Annotated in this window: 15 protein-coding genes, 1 tRNA gene and 1 pseudogene; 6 read left to right on the top strand and 11 right to left on the bottom strand. The window is 70.4% G+C overall.

Going from position 1 to position 18389, the window contains the following annotated elements; translation table 11 throughout:
* Positions 1-15 precede the first annotated feature (15 nt).
* Together grpE and dnaK are read right to left on the bottom strand one after the other, a co-directional pair.
* Positions 16-669 carry a nucleotide exchange factor GrpE gene (gene grpE, locus K7396_RS19075; RefSeq protein WP_086720320.1) on the bottom strand — a complete coding sequence of 218 codons (654 nt, stop codon included), beginning with the start codon at positions 667-669 and terminating at the stop codon, positions 16-18.
* Positions 666-2528 (bottom strand): molecular chaperone DnaK, encoded by a 1863-nt coding sequence (gene dnaK, locus K7396_RS19070; protein ID WP_086720319.1) that lies wholly within the window; start codon positions 2526-2528, stop codon positions 666-668. The genes grpE and dnaK overlap by 4 nt, the downstream gene beginning before the upstream one ends.
* Positions 2529-2818: 290 nt before the next feature.
* On the opposite strand from dnaK, the gene K7396_RS19065 reads away from it, so the two are divergent.
* The 4 genes from K7396_RS19065 (at position 2819) to K7396_RS19050 (ending at position 8247) form a co-directional block, all read left to right on the top strand.
* A complete protein-coding gene (locus K7396_RS19065; RefSeq protein ID WP_086720318.1) occupies positions 2819-5086 on the top strand; it encodes a (Fe-S)-binding protein in 2268 nt (755 codons plus the stop codon).
* Positions 5087-5255: 169 nt separating this feature from the next.
* The gene (locus K7396_RS19060; protein ID WP_152104798.1) at positions 5256-6578 is read left to right on the top strand and encodes an FG-GAP repeat domain-containing protein; all 1323 of its coding nucleotides are present in this window, start codon (positions 5256-5258) and stop codon (positions 6576-6578) included.
* A gap of 73 nt (positions 6579-6651) precedes the next feature.
* Positions 6652-7215, top strand: coding sequence for a GNAT family N-acetyltransferase (locus K7396_RS19055; RefSeq protein ID WP_152104797.1), 564 nt, complete (start codon positions 6652-6654; stop codon positions 7213-7215).
* 99 nt (positions 7216-7314) lie between these two features.
* On the top strand, positions 7315-8247 hold the full coding sequence (locus K7396_RS19050; protein WP_152104796.1) for a Yip1 family protein: 933 nt from the start codon (positions 7315-7317) through the stop codon (positions 8245-8247).
* Between the two features lie 111 nt (positions 8248-8358).
* Here K7396_RS19050 and K7396_RS19045 read toward each other — a convergent pair whose 3' ends face one another.
* The 4 genes from K7396_RS19045 to K7396_RS19030 form a co-directional block, all read right to left on the bottom strand.
* Positions 8359-9861, bottom strand: a complete 1503-nt coding sequence (locus K7396_RS19045) for a ricin-type beta-trefoil lectin domain protein (RefSeq protein WP_086719338.1) — start codon at positions 9859-9861, stop codon at positions 8359-8361.
* A gap of 290 nt (positions 9862-10151) precedes the next feature.
* On the bottom strand, positions 10152-10649 hold the full coding sequence (locus K7396_RS19040; RefSeq protein ID WP_086719339.1) for a phosphoribosyltransferase: 498 nt from the start codon (positions 10647-10649) through the stop codon (positions 10152-10154).
* A gap of 84 nt (positions 10650-10733) precedes the next feature.
* Positions 10734-11309 carry a dCTP deaminase gene (gene dcd / locus K7396_RS19035; protein ID WP_086719340.1) on the bottom strand — a complete coding sequence of 192 codons (576 nt, stop codon included), beginning with the start codon at positions 11307-11309 and terminating at the stop codon, positions 10734-10736.
* A 230-nt stretch (positions 11310-11539) separates the two neighbouring features.
* Positions 11540-11698 (bottom strand): hypothetical protein, encoded by a 159-nt coding sequence (locus K7396_RS19030; protein WP_016573140.1) that lies wholly within the window; start codon positions 11696-11698, stop codon positions 11540-11542.
* A gap of 280 nt (positions 11699-11978) precedes the next feature.
* On the opposite strand from K7396_RS19030, the gene K7396_RS19025 reads away from it, so the two are divergent.
* Positions 11979-12052, top strand: a tRNA-Gly gene (locus K7396_RS19025).
* 51 nt (positions 12053-12103) lie between these two features.
* Here K7396_RS19025 and K7396_RS19020 read toward each other — a convergent pair.
* Positions 12104-12702 (bottom strand): annotated as a pseudogene (locus tag K7396_RS19020) (tyrosine-type recombinase/integrase); the annotation flags it as partial.
* A gap of 1507 nt (positions 12703-14209) precedes the next feature.
* Here K7396_RS19020 and K7396_RS19010 point away from each other — a divergent pair.
* Positions 14210-14548, top strand: coding sequence for a MerR family transcriptional regulator (locus tag K7396_RS19010; protein WP_086715264.1), 339 nt, complete (start codon positions 14210-14212; stop codon positions 14546-14548).
* A gap of 285 nt (positions 14549-14833) precedes the next feature.
* On the opposite strand, the gene trhA is transcribed toward K7396_RS19010, so the two are convergent.
* From trhA to K7396_RS18990, 4 genes are all read right to left on the bottom strand, one after another.
* Complete coding sequence (gene trhA / locus K7396_RS19005) at positions 14834-15574, bottom strand: PAQR family membrane homeostasis protein TrhA (protein ID WP_373866947.1); 741 nt, start codon at positions 15572-15574, stop codon at positions 14834-14836.
* A 173-nt stretch (positions 15575-15747) separates the two neighbouring features.
* Complete coding sequence (locus tag K7396_RS19000; RefSeq protein ID WP_042151598.1) at positions 15748-16056, bottom strand: SCO5918 family protein; 309 nt, start codon at positions 16054-16056, stop codon at positions 15748-15750.
* A 252-nt stretch (positions 16057-16308) separates the two neighbouring features.
* Positions 16309-17823: a DEAD/DEAH box helicase gene (locus K7396_RS18995; protein WP_086715262.1), complete on the bottom strand. Its 1515-nt coding sequence runs from the start codon at positions 17821-17823 to the stop codon at positions 16309-16311.
* Between the two features lie 345 nt (positions 17824-18168).
* Positions 18169-18372: a cold-shock protein gene (locus K7396_RS18990; protein ID WP_006604711.1), complete on the bottom strand. Its 204-nt coding sequence runs from the start codon at positions 18370-18372 to the stop codon at positions 18169-18171.
* Positions 18373-18389 lie beyond the last annotated feature (17 nt).

Below are 18389 nucleotides of genomic sequence, written 5' to 3'. Positions count from 1 at the left end.
CTGTCTGTCCTCACGTCAGCCCTCGTCCGGGCCACCGCTCTCCTCGTCCGAAGCCTTGGCACCCTTGACCTCGTCATCGGACTTGGCGCTCTGCGCGCCCGGCTGCGGCTCGGCGACGGCGACCCGCGCGGGGCGGATCGTTCGCTCACCGATGCGATACCCGGGCTGCAGGATCGCCACGCACGTCGTCTCGGTGACATCCGGTGCGTACGAGTGCATCAGCGCCTCGTGGATCGTCGGGTCGAAGGGCTCGCCCTCCTTGCCGAACTGCTGCAGACCCAGCTTGGCGACCACGGTCTCCAGCGATTCGGCCACCGACTTGAAGCCGCCGACCAGTTCGCCGTGCTCACGGGCACGGCCGACGTCGTCGAGGGTGGGAAGCAGCTCGGACAGGAGGTTCGCCGCGGCGATCTCCTTGACCGTCACCCGGTCCCGTTCCACCCGACGGCGGTAGTTCTGGTACTCCGCCTGGAGCCGCTGGAGGTCCGCCGTGCGCTCGTTGAGCGCCGTACGCACCTGGTCCAGCTGCGCCTGGAGCGCTACGTCCGTTACGTCCCCGGCCGGGGCCGAGCCCGCCTTGTCGGCGGACTCGGCCTGCGCCGCGTCTTCGGGAGCGGCGTCGGAAGGGACGTCGGGCTTCTCGTCGAAGCCCGGGGTCTCCTCCGTCACGCGGCACCATCCTTCTTCGGCTTCTCGTCGTCGACGATCTCGGCGTCCACGACATCGTCGGCGGCGTCGGACTGGGCCTGCCCGGCGCCCTCGGCACCCGCGGCGCCCTCGGCACCGGCCGCGCCCTGGGCGTCGGCGTACATGGCCTGGCCCAGCTTCTGCGAGACGGCCGCGACCTTCTCGGTGGCGGTGCGGATCTCCGCGGTGTCCTCGCCCTTGAGCTTTTCCTTCAGCTCGGTGACGGCTTCCTCGACCTCGGTCTTGACCTCGCCCGGGACCTTCTCCTCGTTGTCCTTGAGGAACTTCTCGGTCTGGTAGACGAGCTGCTCGGCCTGGTTGCGGGTCTCGGCGGCCTCGCGGCGCTTGGTGTCCTCGTCCGCGTACTGCTCGGCCTCCTGGCGCATCCGGTCGACCTCGTCCTTCGGCAGCGAGGAGCCGCCGGTGACGGTCATCTTCTGCTCCTTGCCCGTGCCCAGGTCCTTCGCGGTCACGTGCATGATGCCGTTGGCGTCGATGTCGAAGGAGACCTCGATCTGCGGGACCCCGCGGGGGGCCGGCGGCAGACCGGTCAGCTCGAACATCCCGAGCTTCTTGTTGTACGCCGCGATCTCGCGCTCGCCCTGGTAGACCTGGATCTGCACGGACGGCTGGTTGTCCTCGGCCGTCGTGAAGATCTCGGACCGCTTGGTCGGGATCGTGGTGTTGCGCTCGATGAGCTTGGTCATGATGCCGCCCTTGGTCTCGATACCGAGGGACAGCGGGGTGACGTCCAGCAGGAGGACGTCCTTGACCTCGCCCTTGAGGACACCGGCCTGGAGGGTGGCGCCGATGGCGACGACCTCGTCCGGGTTGACGCCCTTGTTGGCGTCCTTGCCGCCGGTCAGCTCCTTGACGAGCTCGGCGACGGCGGGCATACGGGTGGAGCCGCCGACCAGGACCACGTGGTCGATCTCGGACAGGTTGATGCCCGCGTCCTTGATCACGTTGTGGAACGGCGTCTTGCAGCGGTCCAGGAGGTCCGAGGTGAGCTGCTGGAACTGCGAGCGCGTGAGCTTCTCGTCCAGGTGCAGCGGGCCCTCGGCGGAGGCGGTGATGTAGGGAAGGTTGATCGTCGTCTCGGTGGAGGACGACAGCTCGATCTTCGCCTTCTCGGCGGCCTCGCGCAGGCGCTGGAGCGCCATCTTGTCCTTGGACAGGTCGACGCCGTGGCCGTTCTGGAACTGCTTGACCAGGTAGTCGACGACGCGCTGGTCCCAGTCGTCACCACCGAGGTGGTTGTCACCGTTGGTGGCCTTCACCTCGACGACGCCGTCGCCGATCTCCAGCAGCGAGACGTCGAAGGTGCCGCCACCGAGGTCGAAGACCAGGATGGTCTGGTCGTCCTTCTCCAGGCCGTAGGCCAGGGCGGCCGCGGTGGGCTCGTTGACGATGCGCAGGACGTTGAGGCCCGCGATCTCACCGGCCTCCTTGGTGGCCTGGCGCTCGGAGTCGTTGAAGTAGGCCGGAACGGTGATGACCGCGTCGACGACCTTCTCGCCCAGGTACGCCTCGGCGTCCCGCTTGAGCTTCTGCAGGATGAAGGCGCTCATCTGCTGCGGGTTGAAGCCCTTGCCGTCGATGTCGATCTTCCAGTCGGTGCCCATGTGGCGCTTGACCGACCGGATGGTCCTGTCGACGTTGGTGACCGCCTGACGCTTGGCGACCTCGCCGACCAGCACCTCGCCGTTCTTGGCGAAGGCGACAACGGACGGCGTGGTCCTGGCGCCCTCGGCGTTGGTGATGACGGTGGGCTCACCGCCTTCGAGAACACTGACGACGGAGTTCGTCGTGCCCAGGTCGATGCCGACCGCACGTGCCATTTCAATTCCTCCAGCTGACTTGAGTGGAACAGGCTCAAGAGTGCAGCACGGAGGAAAACCTGTCAACAGACCTGAGTCGGAGGCACTCAAGTTTTATCAGGCGCTTATCGTCACCGGCGGCGCGGCGAACGGCGTACGGGCCGCACGCAGGGTTGCCTTGGCGACGCAGATCACCGGCCGGGCGGCTTCATGGCACAGAGGAGAATGGGTAACCTCAGCGGCAGACCCAAAAAGTTACCGCTTAGTAGACCTCTCCTAATTTCCGCTCTCGCAGGTACGAGGAGCCTCCCATGCAACTCGCCGCGATCATCGTGTCGCTGGTGCTCATCGCGGTCGCCGTGGCGCTGTTCGGCCGCGCCCTCCTGCAGATCTACCGCCAGATGCGACTGGGCCAGCCGGTGCCCGCCGGCACCCGGACCGACGCCCCCGCCCAGCGGACCGTGACGGTGGCCAAGGAGTTCGTCGGCCACACCCGGATGAACCGCTGGGGCGTCGTCGGCGTCGCGCACTGGTTCGTGGCGGTGGGCTTCCTCACCCTGCTGCTGACGATCGTCAACGCCATCGGCCAGCTCTTCAAGGCCGACTGGCTGATCCCGTTCCTCGGCGACTGGCTGCCGTGGGAGATGTACGTCGAGGCGATGGGCACGCTGACGACCCTGGGCATCATCGTCCTGATCGTCGTCCGCCAGCTGAGCCGCCCCGGCAACGCGGGCCGCAAGTCCCGCTTCGCCGGCTCCAACACCGGCCAGGCGTACTTCGTCGAGACCGTCATCCTCATCGTCGGCATCTGCATCGTGACGCTGCACGCCCTGGAGGGCGCCCAGCACGGCGTCGACCACTACGAGCCGGCGTACTTCGTGTCGTACCCGCTGGTCGTGGCGTTCAAGGGCATGAGCCTGGGCACGGTCCAGAACCTCACCTACTTCTTCGCCGGTCTCAAGATCGCGACGTCCTTCATCTGGATGATCACGGTCTCCCTCAAGACCGACATGGGTGTGGCCTGGCACCGCTTCCTGGCCTTCCCCAACATCTGGTTCAAGCGCGAGGCGGACGGCGGCGTGGCGCTGGGCGCCCTGCAGCCGATGACCTCCGGCGGGAAGCCGATCGACTTCGAGGACCCGGGCGAGGACGACCAGTTCGGCGTCTCGCAGGTCGAGCACTTCTCCTGGAAGGGCCTGCTCGACTTCTCCACCTGCACCGAGTGCGGCCGCTGCCAGTCGCAGTGCCCCGCCTGGAACACCGGCAAGCCGCTGTCGCCCAAGCTGCTGATCATGTCGCTGCGCGACCACGCCCACGCCAAGGCGCCGTACCTGCTCGCGGGCGGCGGCAAGGACGAGGAGGGCAACGAGAAGGCGAGCGCCGAGCAGCTCGCCGGCGTCCCCGCGTCCGCCCTGGCCGAGGCCGAGCGCCCGCTGATCGGCACCCTCGAAGAGAACGGCGTCATCGACCCGGACGTCCTGTGGTCCTGCACCACCTGCGGCGCCTGCGTCGAGCAGTGCCCGGTCGACATCGAGCACATCGACCACATCGTCGACATGCGCCGCTACCAGGTCATGATCGAGTCCAGCTTCCCCAGCGAGGCGGGCACGATGCTCAAGAACCTGGAGAAGAAGGGCAACCCCTGGGGCCTGGCCAAGAAGCAGCGCCTGGCCTGGACCAAGGAGGTCGACTTCGAGGTCCCGGTCGTCGGCCAGGACGTCGAGGACCTCACCGAGGTCGAGTACCTCTACTGGGTCGGCTGCGCCGGCGCCCTGGAGGACCGCGCCAAGAAGACCACCAAGGCCTTCGCGGAGCTGCTGCACATCGCCGGCGTGAAGTTCGCGATCATGGGCGGCGACGAGAAGTGCACCGGTGACTCGCCGCGCCGCCTGGGCAACGAGTTCCTCTTCCAGCAGCTCGGCGCGGAGAACGTCGCGACGCTCAACGCCGCCTTCGGTGAGGACGACGAAGACGAGTCGACCAAGAAGCCGAAGTCGTCGAAGAAGATCGTCGCGACCTGCCCGCACTGCTTCAACACCATCGCGAACGAGTACCCCCAGCTGGGCGGCGAGTACGAGGTCATCCACCACACCCAGCTGCTCCAGCACCTCGTCGACGAGGGCAAGCTCACCCCCGTCACCCCGGTCGAGGGTCTGATCACCTACCACGACCCCTGCTACCTGGGCCGCCACAACAAGGTCTACACCCCGCCGCGCGAGATCATCGCCAAGGTGCCGGGCCTGCGGAACGAGGAGATGCACCGCCACAAGGAGCGCGGCTTCTGCTGCGGCGCCGGCGGCGCCCGGATGTGGATGGAAGAGCGCATCGGCAAGCGCATCAACAACGAGCGCGTCGACGAGGCCCTGTCGCTCAACCCCGACATTGTCTCGACGGCCTGCCCGTTCTGCCTGGTGATGCTGACCGACTCGGTCAACGGCAAGAAGAACGACGGCAAGGCGAAGGAGTCCGTCCAGGTCGTCGACGTGGCCCAGCTGCTGCTGGACTCCGTCAGGACGCCGGTCGACCCGGCGGGCGACGAGGAGCCCGAGGACGCGCCGGAGCCGGAGCCGGTGAAGTAACGGCGCGGACACCCGCGTCGGCCGACGGCCGGTCCCTGTTCGGGGGCCGGCCGTCGGCGTACCGGGCGGGCGGGCATTGCGGCGCCGCGGGCCACCGGCGAACATCGGGGCCGCGCACGGGAACAGCACGACACCACGACAACAGCGAGACGGGCGGGGCGGGGACGGTATGGGACGACGGATCGTCACGGCGGCGGGCCTGGGGCTCGTCCTGCTCCTCACCTCCTGCGGCCCGAGCGACGACTCCGGCGACGCGCGCCACGCCGCCCGCCACCGCGCCTCCTCGCTGCCCGCCGCCCGCCCGGTCCCGGCCGGCTACGGCAGCAGGACGGCCGGCGACTTCAACGGCGACGGCCACCCCGACCTCGTCCTCGACCGCCTGCTCGCCCCCGCCGGCGGCCGCGACGACGACCCGGGCATCGGCATCGTCTACGGCTCCGCGCACGGACTCGCCCCGGCCGCCCGGGAGTTGCTCACCCCGGCCCGCAACGCCACCCCCACCGGCCGGGCCGTCCCCGCCGCCTTCGACGCCGAGGCCGTCTGCGACCTCGACCGGGACGGCTTCAGCGACCTCGTCGTCACCACCGACCCGCCCTACGACGGCGTGGGCCGCCCGCCGGTCCCCGTCCAGCTCCTCTTCGGCTCGCCGCAGGGCCTGGGCACCGCCCGCGCCGTGCGGCTGCGCATCCCCGACCGCGCGCGGTTCGGCAACGAGTGGCCCGACCAGCCGGTCTGCGGCGACTTCGACGGCGACGGCGCGGCCGACCTGGCCGTCACCGCCTCCGGCCCCCGCATCAGCTACCTGCGGGGCCCGTTCACCCGCGCCGGCGCCCCCGCGGCGGCCGGCGCGCCCCTCGCCGTCCCCGGCACCGCCCTCGCCGCCCCCGGCCCTCTCGCCCCGTCCTCCGACGTCGACCACGACGGCGCCGACGACCTCCTCGTCCGCTCCGACGCCCCCGGCCGCCGCGCCCGCGCCCGGCTCGCCCTCGGCGGCCCCCGGGGCCCGCTGCGCGCCGGCCCGGCCGCCTCCCCGCCCGGCTACGCGACCGTCTTCGGCAGCTTCACCGGGGCCGGCCGGGGCGTGACCTCCGTCACCGCCGATACCGGCGGCCTGCTCTCCGTCGGCGGCCGCCCCGGAACGATCCGCACCGGCACGGGCGGCGTCCCCACCCTCGCCGCCGGTGACACGGACCACGACGGGCACCCGGACCTCGTCGTCGGCGGCACCCGCCCCGCCCTGCTGCGCGGCACCGCGCACGGGCTCTCCGCCACCGTCCGCCGCCTGCCCGCGCCCCGTCTCCCCGGCCCCGGGCGCCCGCACTCCACGGTTCTCGCCCTCACCGACCTCGACGGCGACCACCGCGCCGACCTCGTCCTCCTCACCCGGCGCGGCCGCACCCACGACCGGGTGACGGTCTGGCCCGGCACCCCGTCAGGGCTCGCGGCGCGGCCCGCCCTCTCCTTCACCACGGCGGATTTCAGGGCTCCCTGACGGACCGCCAGACACTTGTGGTCCGTGGCTAATACAGTTGTCGCGGCGGCGGGACGCATCCCAGCATGACGCCATGAACACAGACACGGGCAGGGGTACGGCCGACGACCCGAGCGCCCCGGAACACCCCGCCCCCCGCGCGACGCCGTCCGCCCCGCCCGTCACGGTCCGGCTCGCCCTCCCCACCGACGCCCCCGCGATCGCCGCCGTCCACCAGGCGTCACGGCAGGTCACCATGCCGTACCTGCCGCCCCAGCGCCGCACCCACGCGGAGGTCACGCGCTGGATCAGGGAGATCGTGCTGCCGCAGTGTCACACCCTGGTCGCCGTCCGTGGCCCGGAGCTGCTCGGCTACGCGGCCCTCCAGGGCGAGCTGCTCGAACAGCTCTACCTCCGCCCGGACGTCCGGCGCGCCGGCATCGGCTCCCGCCTCCTCGCCGAGGCACAACGCCTCCGTCCCGGCGGCCTGTACCTGCACGTCTTCCAACTCAACACCGGCGCAAGGGCGTTCTACGCGCACCACGGCTTCCGCGTCGTGGCCGTCAACGACGGCAGCGCCAACATGGAGAACCTGCCCGACCTCACCCTCCGCTGGACCCCGTCCCCGGTCCCCCGTCCCCTTCGGGGAACCCCTTAGGGGATGTCACAGGTCAGATGCAAACCGGGCCCCGATCCCCCTGCTCCGTCACCGGATCCGCGCGGACCAGGTACTTTCGACTACGTGGCTGGATTCAGGATGGGTCGCGGACGGGACACCCGCCCCGCGCAGAACGGACAGCAGGGGCAGCAGGGGCAGCAGGCCCCGTACGGACAAGGGCCGTACGGGCAGCAGCCCCCGCCGCCGCACGGGCAATGGCAGCAGGCACCGCAGCAGTACGGCGGCGTACCGCAGGGACAGCCGCACGGGCAGCACGGCGAGCCCGAGTACTTCGGCGACGGCGGCTATCAGCCCCCGCAGTCCTTCGCGCCGTACTCCAACGACAACAACCCGGGTCACACCCAGCAGTTCAGCGTCGGCGACGGCCCGGACGCCTACGACGGGCCGCAGGGCCAGTACGACGACGGCGCCGACGGGGCGTACGCGTCCGGCGGCACCTACCGCGCCGGCCAGGCCGGCGCGCCGGCCGGCCCCCGGCTGCACTGGAAGCAGCTGCTGTCCGGCATCGTGCTGCGCCCCGACGCCACCTTCTGGCAGATGCGCGACCACGCGGTGTGGGCCCCGGCGCTCCTCGTCACGTTCGTCTACGGCCTGCTCGCGGTCTTCGGCTTCGACAAGGCCCGCGAGGACGTGCTGAACGCCACCCTCTCCAACAGCATCCCGTGGGTCGCGATCACCGCCGTGATGTTCATCATCGGCAGCCTGATCCTGGGCACGGTCACCCACACCCTGGCCCGCCAGCTCGGCGGCGACGGCGCCTGGCAGCCGACCATCGGCCTGGCCATGCTGATCATGACGATCTCGGACGCGCCCCGGCTGCTGTTCGCGATGTTCCTCGGCGGCGACAGCACCCTGGTCCAGGTCCTGGGCTGGCTGACCTGGCTCGCCACCGGCTACCTCCTGACCTCCATGGTCAGCAAGTCGCACGACCTCCCGTGGCCCAAGGCCCTGGGCGCCTCCGCGATCCAGCTGGTCGCCCTGCTCGCCCTGCTGAAGCTCGGCACCCTGTAGGGGTCCGTCCCGGCCACCGCGAGGGGCCCGCCCCGGAGCACCAGACTCCGGAGCGGGCCCCTCGCCGTACGGCGGGCCGGGCGCCTCGCGGACCCGGCCCGGCGCGCGGCGTCAGGCGTCCCGGCCGAACCGCTGCCCCGCCGACCCGTCGCACCCCTGCAGCCGCAGCGGTTCCTTCGCCGCCCCCAGCGTCAGGCAGAGCGACGGCGCGGCGGCGGGCCGGATCGTGCCGCCGCCGTCCCGGACGAACTGCTGGTTGGCCGCGCCCGAGCAGTTCCACAGCACCAGCTGGGCCCCGGCCCGGTACTGCGCGCCCGGCACGTCCAGGCACCGGTCCTGGGTCAGGCCCACGTGCAGCGAGCCCCGCGCGTCGTCGTACCACCAGTCCTGGTTGCGTCCGCCGTGGCAGTCCCAGCCGCCGACCGCCGTGCCGTTGCGGCTGGCGCCGCCGGTCGCGTCCACACAGCTGCCGGTGCCGGCGTTCCGCAGCGGCCGGTACGCCTCGTCCCAGGCCCCCGCGTACAGCGTCGGCCGCCCGGTGCTCGCGGAGTCGGCGCAGGCGGCCTCGCGCAGCGTGGTGGCGTAGAGCTGGGTCAGGCACGAGGCGAAGGCGCCGTGCCCGCGGGCGTTGGGGTGGAAGGACTGCCGCACGGAGTTCGAGTCCGGCGGAATCGGGTTGGTGAGGTTCACATACAGCCCGCGGGCCCAGGTGTCCTCCATGCACACCTCGTGCCCGTGGAACAGCCGCGAGGCGTCGAGGTAGGTGGCGCCCGCGTTCAGCGCGGCCCGGCGCATGCCCCGCTCGAAGGCCGGCACGGCGGTGTTGCGCCCCCAGCCGGCGTCGGAGGTGTAGCCCGTGCAGCCGCCGATCAGCTTCCCCGGGTAGCGCGGGTTGTCCTCCACGTCCGGCCCGATCGGACTCGGATACGACATCACCACGAGCCGGTAGTCGCCGTCCGCGTACCCCGCGTCGCGCATCACGGTCCGCAGGTCGCCGACCGTCCGCTCGACCTTCGGCACCAGCCCGTCCACCCGCGCCTGCCACCCCGGCTGGTACTTCGGCTCGCAGGTGCCCTGGAGCGTGAACCAGCGCACCACGCAGTCCGTCATCACCGGCCCGAACTGCAGATCGTCGTTGGCGCCGGCCACCAGCAGCACCATCTTCAGCCGGGTGTTGCGGGCCGCGACCGCGAGCGCGTCGCTCTGCACCGGCTCATCGCCGTACTGCTTGCTGCCGCCGATCACGATGTTGCCGGTGCCCGCGCCCGAGCAGGCGGCGTTGTACGTCACGTCCGCCGCGATGCCGGTCCGGTGGATCGCCGCGTCCGGCGACCGGTGGCACCAGTTCGTGGGGCCGTCCGTGCCGGGCTCGTACGTCCCGACGCCCTCCCCCGAGATCTCGCTGTCGCCCAGCGAGATCAACGAGGTCTTCCGCTCCGCGAGGGGCCGCACGGCCGGGTCCCCGTAGAGCTTCACCGCCTCCCGCGCCCGGACCTCCTCCAGCCCGCCCGCCAGCGGCTTGGCGGTAGGGGCCGGCCCGCGGCTCCCGGCGGCACTCGCCCCGCTCACCGCCCCGGAGAACACCACGGCCAGCGCCACCGCCGAGACCGTCACCGCGCCCCGCAGCCGCCGCCCGCGCCGCGCCCCGCCTCCCGTCCGCGCCCCTGCTCCCGTACGGGACCCTGCTCCCGCCGGCCGCCCGCGTAACGCCCACCGCCCGCGTCTCGCACGCACCATGAGACCTCCCCTCCGGTCTGCTGTTACCGCGGGTTTGTACTCGCAGGTAGCCCACAGCGGAACACCCGGAACGGAATTGGCCGGAACCCGCGCAGCACAAAGGCGCCGACTGCCAACTCCCTCACCAGGAGCGGCGGTCGGCGATACGGTCCCGGCCCGCGGGACCGTCAGGCGTCGAGGACCTGCCCCTCACGCCGCACCACCGGCGGCTCGACGCTCCACGGGAAGTTGATCCACTCATCCGTGCGCTTCCACACGTACTCGCACTTCACCAGCGAGTGCGGCTTCTCGTAGATCACCGCGCTGCGGACCTCCGCCACGGTCCCCTGGCAGAAGTCGTGGACCAGCTTCAGCGTCTTGCCGGTGTCCGCGACGTCGTCGGCGATCAGCACCTTCTTCTCCGAGAAGTCGATCGCGTTCGGCACCGGCGCCAGCATGACCGGCATCTCCAGGGTGGTGCCCACCCCGGTGTAGAACTCCACGTTCACCAGGTGGATGTTCTTGCAGTCCAGCGCGTACGCCAGGCCGCCCGCGACGAAGACGCCGCCCCGGGCGATGGACAGCACGACATCGGGCTCGTACCCGTCATCGGCGATCGTCTGCGCCAGCTCACGGATCGCCCCGCCGAACCGCTCGTACGTCAGGTTCTCCCGCACGTCACTCACGTATCTCTCTCAGACCTTCTGTGTCCCTGCGCCCTGCCACGCGCCCGCCCTGTCGAACGCGCCCCCCGCACCGGAGCGGCTGTGTCACACCTGCGTCCGGTGAAAGTTCCTGAACGACCGGGACGGCGTCGGACCGCGCTGCCCCTGGTAGCGGGAGCCGTACTTCTCGCTGCCGTACGGGTGCTCGGCCGGCGACGTCAGCCGGAACATGCACAGCTGCCCGATCTTCATGCCCGGCCACAGCTTGATCGGCAGCGTGGCGACATTGCTCAGCTCCAGCGTCACGTGCCCGCTGAACCCCGGGTCGATGAACCCGGCGGTCGAGTGCGTCAGCAGCCCCAGCCGTCCCAGCGAGCTCTTTCCCTCGAGCCGGGACGCAAGATCGTCGGGCAGCGTGATGACCTCGTACGTCGAGGCCAGCACGAACTCGCCCGGGTGCAGGATGAACGCCTCGTCGCCCTCGGGCACGACCTCACGGGTCAGGTCGGTCTGCTCGGTGGCGGGGTCGATGTGCGGGTAGCGGTGATTCTCGAACACCCGGAAATAGCGGTCGAGCCGCACGTCGATGCTGGACGGCTGCACCATCGACTCGTCGTAGGGGTCGATGCGCACCCGACCAGCATCGATCTCGGCCCGGATGTCCTTGTCTGAGAGAAGCACGCAGATGAGGATACGCGCCCGCACCACCCCCACCACACGACGAGGGGCCCGGCCCCCACCGGGGGAGCCGGGCCCTGATCACTCCTCGCTTCTTCTGCCTGCCGCCGCGTGTCCGACGACGTACCGCAGCGCCTCCGACGGCCTGCGGCCGCGTCTGCCGCGACGTACCACTGCGTCTGTACCGGCGCCCGGCCGCGCTTTCCGCGACGTACCGCTGCGCCTCTCGACCGCTACCGCTTGGCGTGCTCGACGGGCACCGAGTGCCGCAGCCGAGCACAGCGCGGGCAGCGCAACAGCCGTCCGGGACCGAGCCGGTCGGTGGTCTGCATCGGGAACGAAGCGGTGCTGAACACGTGGCCCTCGGCACAACGTACGACGGTGCGCTCCATCAAGTCCCTCTCCCAACTGCGTGGACAACAAAAGCCACATTAGGGGATGAACTGGGCGCCTCCGCACGCGGCACTCCGACGCCCCACGGTACGCCTCAACTCCCGCACCCCGCACCCGCATCCCACCCCGCACACCACCCGCCCACACACCCCGGAACCCCCTCCGGCAACCCCCGCCGGACCCCCCGGACATCCCACCCGGGCATGCCAAATGCACCGCGACGCGGCGATGGGGTAGAGTGTGCGACGATGTTCCGCCCTCGATCCGAGGCGGAGTAACGCGGGTGTAGTTTAATGGTAGAACATGAGCTTCCCAAGCTCAGAGCGCGGGTTCGATTCCCGTCACCCGCTCCATAGTTGAGGCCCAGGTCGGAGACCTGGGCCTTGTTCGTTGTCTGGACCGGGCTAAGCATCGCGCACCAGATCCGCACCAGAAGGCTCTTCGGAAGGCTTCTGACGGCCCTTGCTGCGGGCGGACCGCACCAGGTTGTCCAGCCCGCTGGCGACTTCCTGTTGCCGCTCCAGATCCGAGTGCTGGTAGATCAACGCGGCCTTCTCCGACGACTGGCCGGCGCGGACCATCGTGTCCTTGAGCGTCGCTCCGGACCGCGTCGCCAGGGTGTGACCGGTGTGACGAAGGTCGTAGAAGCGGAAGCCCTCCGGCATGCCACCACAAGTCGTTTGCCCGCGTCCGACTTGGTGTCGCCAGGCGCACGACGACCGGTCGTCAGCTCGGGGGCGGCCATGCGGACGCGAATGGTCATGGCGTCCGGGTCCACGTCCTTGCGGCGCAGCTCGGCCTGTTCCTCCGGCCGCATGGGACCGTACGCGCCGAGGAAGACCATCAGCCGCCAGCGAGGGCCGAGGGCGTTGGCGAGTGCGTCGACCTGGTCGACGGTGGCGATCTGGCGTTCGGCGGAGGACTCCTTTCCGGCGCCCCTGATACGGCAGGGGTTGCGGCGGATCAGCTCGTCGTCGACCGCGGTCTCCATGATGGCCTTGAGCTGGGGCCGGCGATGCTGCTCGACGCCGCACTCACCGCAGTGGCCTTCACGATCCACTGGCACCGCAAGCACCAGCACGCCCAGCAGGAGGCGGCGGCCCAGCAAGCCCTCTCCACCTCCGGGCCGCATACGGACCGGTCGCCGAACCCGTACTCGGCGACCTCGCCCGCAGCGCTCCCGGCCAGCAGGCCAAGCACCGCTACGCCCACCACCTCCGGCAAGCCATCCCCGAGCACGCCGAGCGCATCGTGCAGGACCGGGCCTGGGATGCGCTCGCCACCGTGCTTGCCGAAGCAGAGTCACAGGGCCACAACGCGGCCACGGTCGGCCGACGGGCCGCGCCCATGCTGCCGGTCGGCGAAGACAGCGACGGTAAACGACTCGCCCCGAAGCGACCGGCCTGTCGAACCGCACGGCGGGCATCGCAGCAGACTGCACTGGTTCGGGCACCGAGCCGCCCACCGGTAGGCCACCGCCCCACGCGCAGCTCGCTGAGCGGCCGACGCCACCAGCAGTCGGCGGCGCCAGCTGATCGGAGCTACGGGCCCGGCCGCGTGCTGCAGGAGCCCGGTTCAGGGCTGACCGGTTCCACCACGGGTACGTGGGCTATCGGGTGGCATCGCAGGTGCAGCAACGGCTTGTCCCCCGCAAGTCCGGTGTTGCCCTCGGTCACCTTGAGCGCAAATCGGCCTGCTCCTCCTGCCGCATGGGCCCCGGGGCCACAGGGCCCCGCTAGCACGGGAGTTGGGCCTGGATGGTCTTGCCGGCTCCGGGGGTGGGGGTGATGGCCAGGTGGCTGGTGAGGTGGCGGATCATGCGCCAGCCGAATCCACCGCTGCCGCCGTTGAGATCAGGTGTGCGGTCGCGGGGGCTGAGCTGAGGTCGCCGACCGCGGCGGTCAGCGCGTCCGGGCCGGCAAAGAGGTGGAGGGCGTCACGGCCCGCCGCCACTTCCTGGTGCAGCTTCCCTCAGGCGTGGACGACAGAAGCTCGGCCATCACCTTCAGAGAAAACCTGTCACGGCGGTGGTAGACATGCCGCCCCCCGGGGGTTAGGCTTTTCGTCGTAGCCAAGAGATCGAAAGGCGCGGCAGAGGTCGAACTGCCGCGCGTGCAGTCCAGAAGAGGCACGGCAGTGGAGTCGCGGGGCCGAAAGTACGCAGGTGGGCCCCGCGACTGACTGCCGGGCCGGGCGGCCCCTGGGGCCGCGAGCGGGATCACAGGATCCGCAGTAGCAAGCAAGCCAGAAGAAGGATGAGAAGGAGGCAGGCGCCATCAGGATCGCCCGGGCGAGGAAGTGAGTCCGCTCGGGTACCGCAGGCCCCGGATTGGAAGGTGGTCCCCGGTCACGCATCCGCGATCCCCGCACTTCCCGCCCTCTCCCGGGCGACGGTGCGGAAACAGAAAGCCGGCACCGCAGTAAGTCGGCAGATGGTGTTCAATCCCTCGGGGCCCTGGTGCGTGTTCGGCACCAGGGCCCCACGATGCATTCCCCCATCAGAGGTGCAAATGACCGCAGAAATCTCTCACGACCGTCTCAACGACGAGGACTATCCCGCCTACACCATGGGTCGAGCCGCCGAAATGCTCGACACCACCCCCGCCTTCCTGCGGGCCCTCGGTGAGGCCAAGCTGATCACGCCGTTGCGTTCCGAGGGCGGCCACCGCCGCTACTCCCGCTACCAGCTGCGTATCGCCGCACGCGCCCGCGAACTCGTCGACCAGGGGACCCCCGTCGAGGCCGCCTGCCGCATCGTCATCCTCGAAGACCAGCTCGACGAAGCTCAGCGCATCAACGAAGAACTGCGCGCTTCACCCTCCGGTCCCCACCTCAAGACCGACGTCTGAAGTCCGCTTCCGCGCCCGCGCACGGCGGCCGCGCCGGGGACGTTCAGTCGGCGTCGGACAGGCCGGCGTCACAGCTGCCCCGCATCAGCACGCAGACGAGCTCCGTCGATATCGCCGCCGGAGCTCTTCGCCGTCAGCCTGACGCCAAACGGGCTGAGCACCGCGGTCGAGATGTCCCCTGATCTGGCGGCAGCGTCCGAGGCTCCGCGCCTCTGATTCCTCCGGGCCGGGCGGGCCATCGGGACATGGGACCGATGAGGCCCACGAGCCGGCAGACCGCAGTGGTCAGCCGACGGCGAGGGAGATGGCGATGTAGTGCGCGGTGAAGCCTGCCACCGTCAGGGCGTGGAAGACCTCGTGAAAGCCGAACCAGCGAGGTGAGGGGTCGGGGCGCTGGAGGGCGTAGACCACCGCGCCCACGCTGTAGAGGAGACCGCCGGTCACGACCAGGGTGAGTACGGCCACTCCGCCGGTGTGCAAGAAGTCGGGCAGGTAGCGCACCGGTGCCCAGCCCAGGGCCAGGTAGCAGGGGGTGTACAGCCAGCGGGGAGCTCCGACCCACAGGACGCGGAAGGCGATGCCGACCAGCGCCCCCGTCCACACGACCCACAGCAGGACGGGTCGCTGAGCCGAAGTGAGGAGGAGCACGGCCAGGGGGGTGCAGGTGCCGGCGATGATGAGGAAGATATTGGCGTGGTCGAGACGACGCAGAACGGCCTCACCGAGCGACCCCCAGGTACCGCGGTGGTAGATGGCGCTCGTCCCGAACAGCAGCAAGGCGGTGACGGCGTACACAGTGCAGGCCAGGGCAGCCTGCGGGGTCCGGGCCAGGCGGATCAGGACGACGCCAGCAATCAGCGCGGCGGGGACCGTTGCGGCGTGGAGCCAGCCACGAAGCTTCGGTTTGATCGGCTCCACCAGGTCGGCCCCTCGCTCCACCAGAGCGGCAATCGGGTGAGGGCCCTCACCGGCACTGGCGCGGTGCGCTTCGCGGGGTTGGCCGGCTGGAGCATGTGCTCCCCTCACCGGGGCGAGGGGCACACTTGCGGATTCGGCGGCGTCGCGGGACACGGCTTCCGTCCTCCTTCGTGCTGTCGGGCCTCGCTGACAACCAGGTAGCCATGGCAGGAGTGACCCCGCAACAGCGTTTGGGGAGGTCAGCCTCGGACCGTCGGGCCTGCATCGCCACAGCCGTCAGGTCAGGCCCGGGCCGGGTGCCCCAGCAAGGCCGACGCCGTCTCCAGTGGTGTGAGAGCGGTCGGGGGCACGAGCGCGGCGGCTGGGCGGCACACGAAGCCGAGGCGGCTCAGGGCTCGGGTCACTTCACCGGCGGAGAAGTCACGGCGATCCTGCCGGGTGATGATCTCCCCGACCTGCTTGACGGGGTAATGGCGGCGACCGATGAGCACGGACTCACCCGTAACGGGTTCGGGTTTGATGCCCTTCATCGCATCCTGCACCTCGGTCTTGAGCAGGTCGAAGGGGAAGCGGGCGATGACGACGCGCATAGTGCCTCTACAAGGTCGAAGAGAAGCCGGAAACGGATCGCCGGCCGGGCGGGAGCGGTATCAACGGGTGAGGACGACGACGCTCAGGGCGTGCCCGTCCTCACCGATCACGGGCGAGGTCCCACAGCGCGCATTGCGTCGCCGGCTGCCTTGCCGGAGTGGTCCGCTTGGGGGTGGCTCCGAAGCATCGACGAAAGCCTCCGTGACGAGGGTGGCGATCCGACGAGCTGAGCGTGATTGTCCGGGACCGGCCTAGGCGGCCGGGGCCGAGGAGGTCTGCCGCGCAGTCGGTGTCGCGGTTCGGGCTGATCCGGCGGCACGGCGGGCCTGGGCGGGGCGGCTGCGGCGGCCGCGCGTGGGGGAGCCGCTGCGCTTGGCGCGTTCGACGACCGGTGCGGCGATGGTGACCGGAATGCCGGAGGGTGCCTGGGCGCCGGTGATGCGGCTCAGTTCGGCCTCCCCGGAGCGGACCTGGGTGGACTGCGGGGTGATGCCCGCGTCGGCCATCAGGCGATTCATGGTGCGGCGCTGGTTGGGCAGGACGAGGGTGACGACGCTGCCGGACTCGCCGGCGCGGGCGGTGCGTCCCCCGCGGTGCAGGTAGTCCTTGTGATCGCTCGGCGGGTCGACGTTGACGACGAGGTCGAGGTTGTCGACGTGGATGCCGCGGGCGGCGACGTTGGTGGCCACCAGGACGGTGACCTGGCCGGTCTTGAACTGGGCCAGGGTGCGCGTGCGTTGGGGCTGGGACTTGCCACCGTGCAGGGCCGCGGCGCGCACGCCGCTGTTCAGCAGGTGTTGGGTGAGGTTGTCGACCGCGTGCTTGGTGTCCAGGAACATGATCGACCGGCCTTCGCGGGCCGCGATCTCGGTGGTGGTGGCGTGCTTGTCGGCACCGTGGACGTGCAGCACGTGGTGCTCCATCGTGGTCACGGCGCCCGCCGAGGGATCGACGGAGTGGACCACCGGGTCGGTGAGGTAGCGGCGGACCAGGAGGTCCACATTGCGGTCCAGGGTGGCCGAGAAGAGCATCCGCTGCCCCTCGGGCCGGACCTGGTCGAGCAGGGCGGTGACCTGAGGCATGAAGCCCATGTCGGCCATCTGGTCGGCCTCGTCCAGCACGGTGATGGCGACCTGGTTCAGTCGGCAGTCGCCGCGCTCGATGAGGTCCTTGAGCCGTCCCGGCGTGGCGACGACCACTTCGGCCCCACCGCGCAGTGCGCTTGTCTGACGGCCGATCGACATCCCGCCGACCACGGTGGCCAGCCGCAGCTTCAGCGGCCGGGCGTAGGGGGTGAGTGCGTCGGTGACCTGCTGGGCCAGCTCCCGGGTGGGGACCAGGACCAGGGCCAGTGGCTGGCGGGGCTCGGCGCGCTGTCCGGCGGTGCGGGCCAGCAGGGCCAGACCGAAGGCCAGCGTCTTGCCCGATCCGGTGCGTCCGCGGCCGAGAACATCGCGTCCGGCCAGCGAGTTCGGCAGCGTGGCGGCCTGGATGGGGAACGGGGCGGACATGCCTTCCGCGGTGAGGGCCGCCCGCAGCGCCGACGGCATGTCCAGCTCGGTGAAAGTCTCGGCCGGGGGCAGGGCGGGAGTGTGGGTGACGGGCAGGGCGAACTCTCCCTGCAGTGTCGCGGGACGCCGTCCGGGGCCCCCGGAACGGCCCGTGCCCGAGCGGTTCGGCCCGCCGGAGCGGTAGCCGCCGCGGCCTGAGCCGGACGAGCCGGCAGAGCGGGAGTAGCGGTCATTCGTGCGAGCTGTGCGGTTCATGGAGAACCTTCCTCGATGCGGTACGTCGAGGAATTCCCGGCGGCAATGAGCCGCACACAAAGAATCGCAAGAACGAACCGATGAATTGAGATGAAACGAAGCGGGGCGGAAATATGTCGACCCTGCACGCAGAAGCGGGACCGGCAACGCTGCAAAGAAGAGCGAAACAGTTGCCGGAGCATGAATGCGGGCGGATTGCCCGCCGTGTCATAGCGTCGGGAAGTCGAACTGGCTGCCCGCACGCCGCGTGTGCGGCCGTTGTGGGGCACACGGGAAACACCGAAAAGCAACGAGCTGGGGCCCGCACCCAAGGTGCGGGCCCCAGCTACGGTGTACGCGTCAGCGTCAGGCGGGAACGATGTTCTCGGCCTGCGGGCCCTTCTGGCCCTGCGTGACGTCGAAGTTCACCTTCTGGCCTTCCTGCAGCTCGCGGAAGCCCTGGGCTGCGATGTTCGAGTAGTGGGCGAAGACGTCGGCGCCGCCACCCTCCTGCTCGATGAAGCCGAAACCCTTTTCCGCGTTGAACCACTTCACGGTGCCAGTAGCCATGTCATATCTCCTTCGGG

The sequence above is a fragment of the Streptomyces angustmyceticus genome (genome assembly GCF_019933235.1).
Classification (GTDB): domain Bacteria; phylum Actinomycetota; class Actinomycetes; order Streptomycetales; family Streptomycetaceae; genus Streptomyces; species Streptomyces angustmyceticus.
Note: the sequence above shows the minus strand (reverse complement) of the source record. Positions and strands in the feature narration are given on the sequence as shown.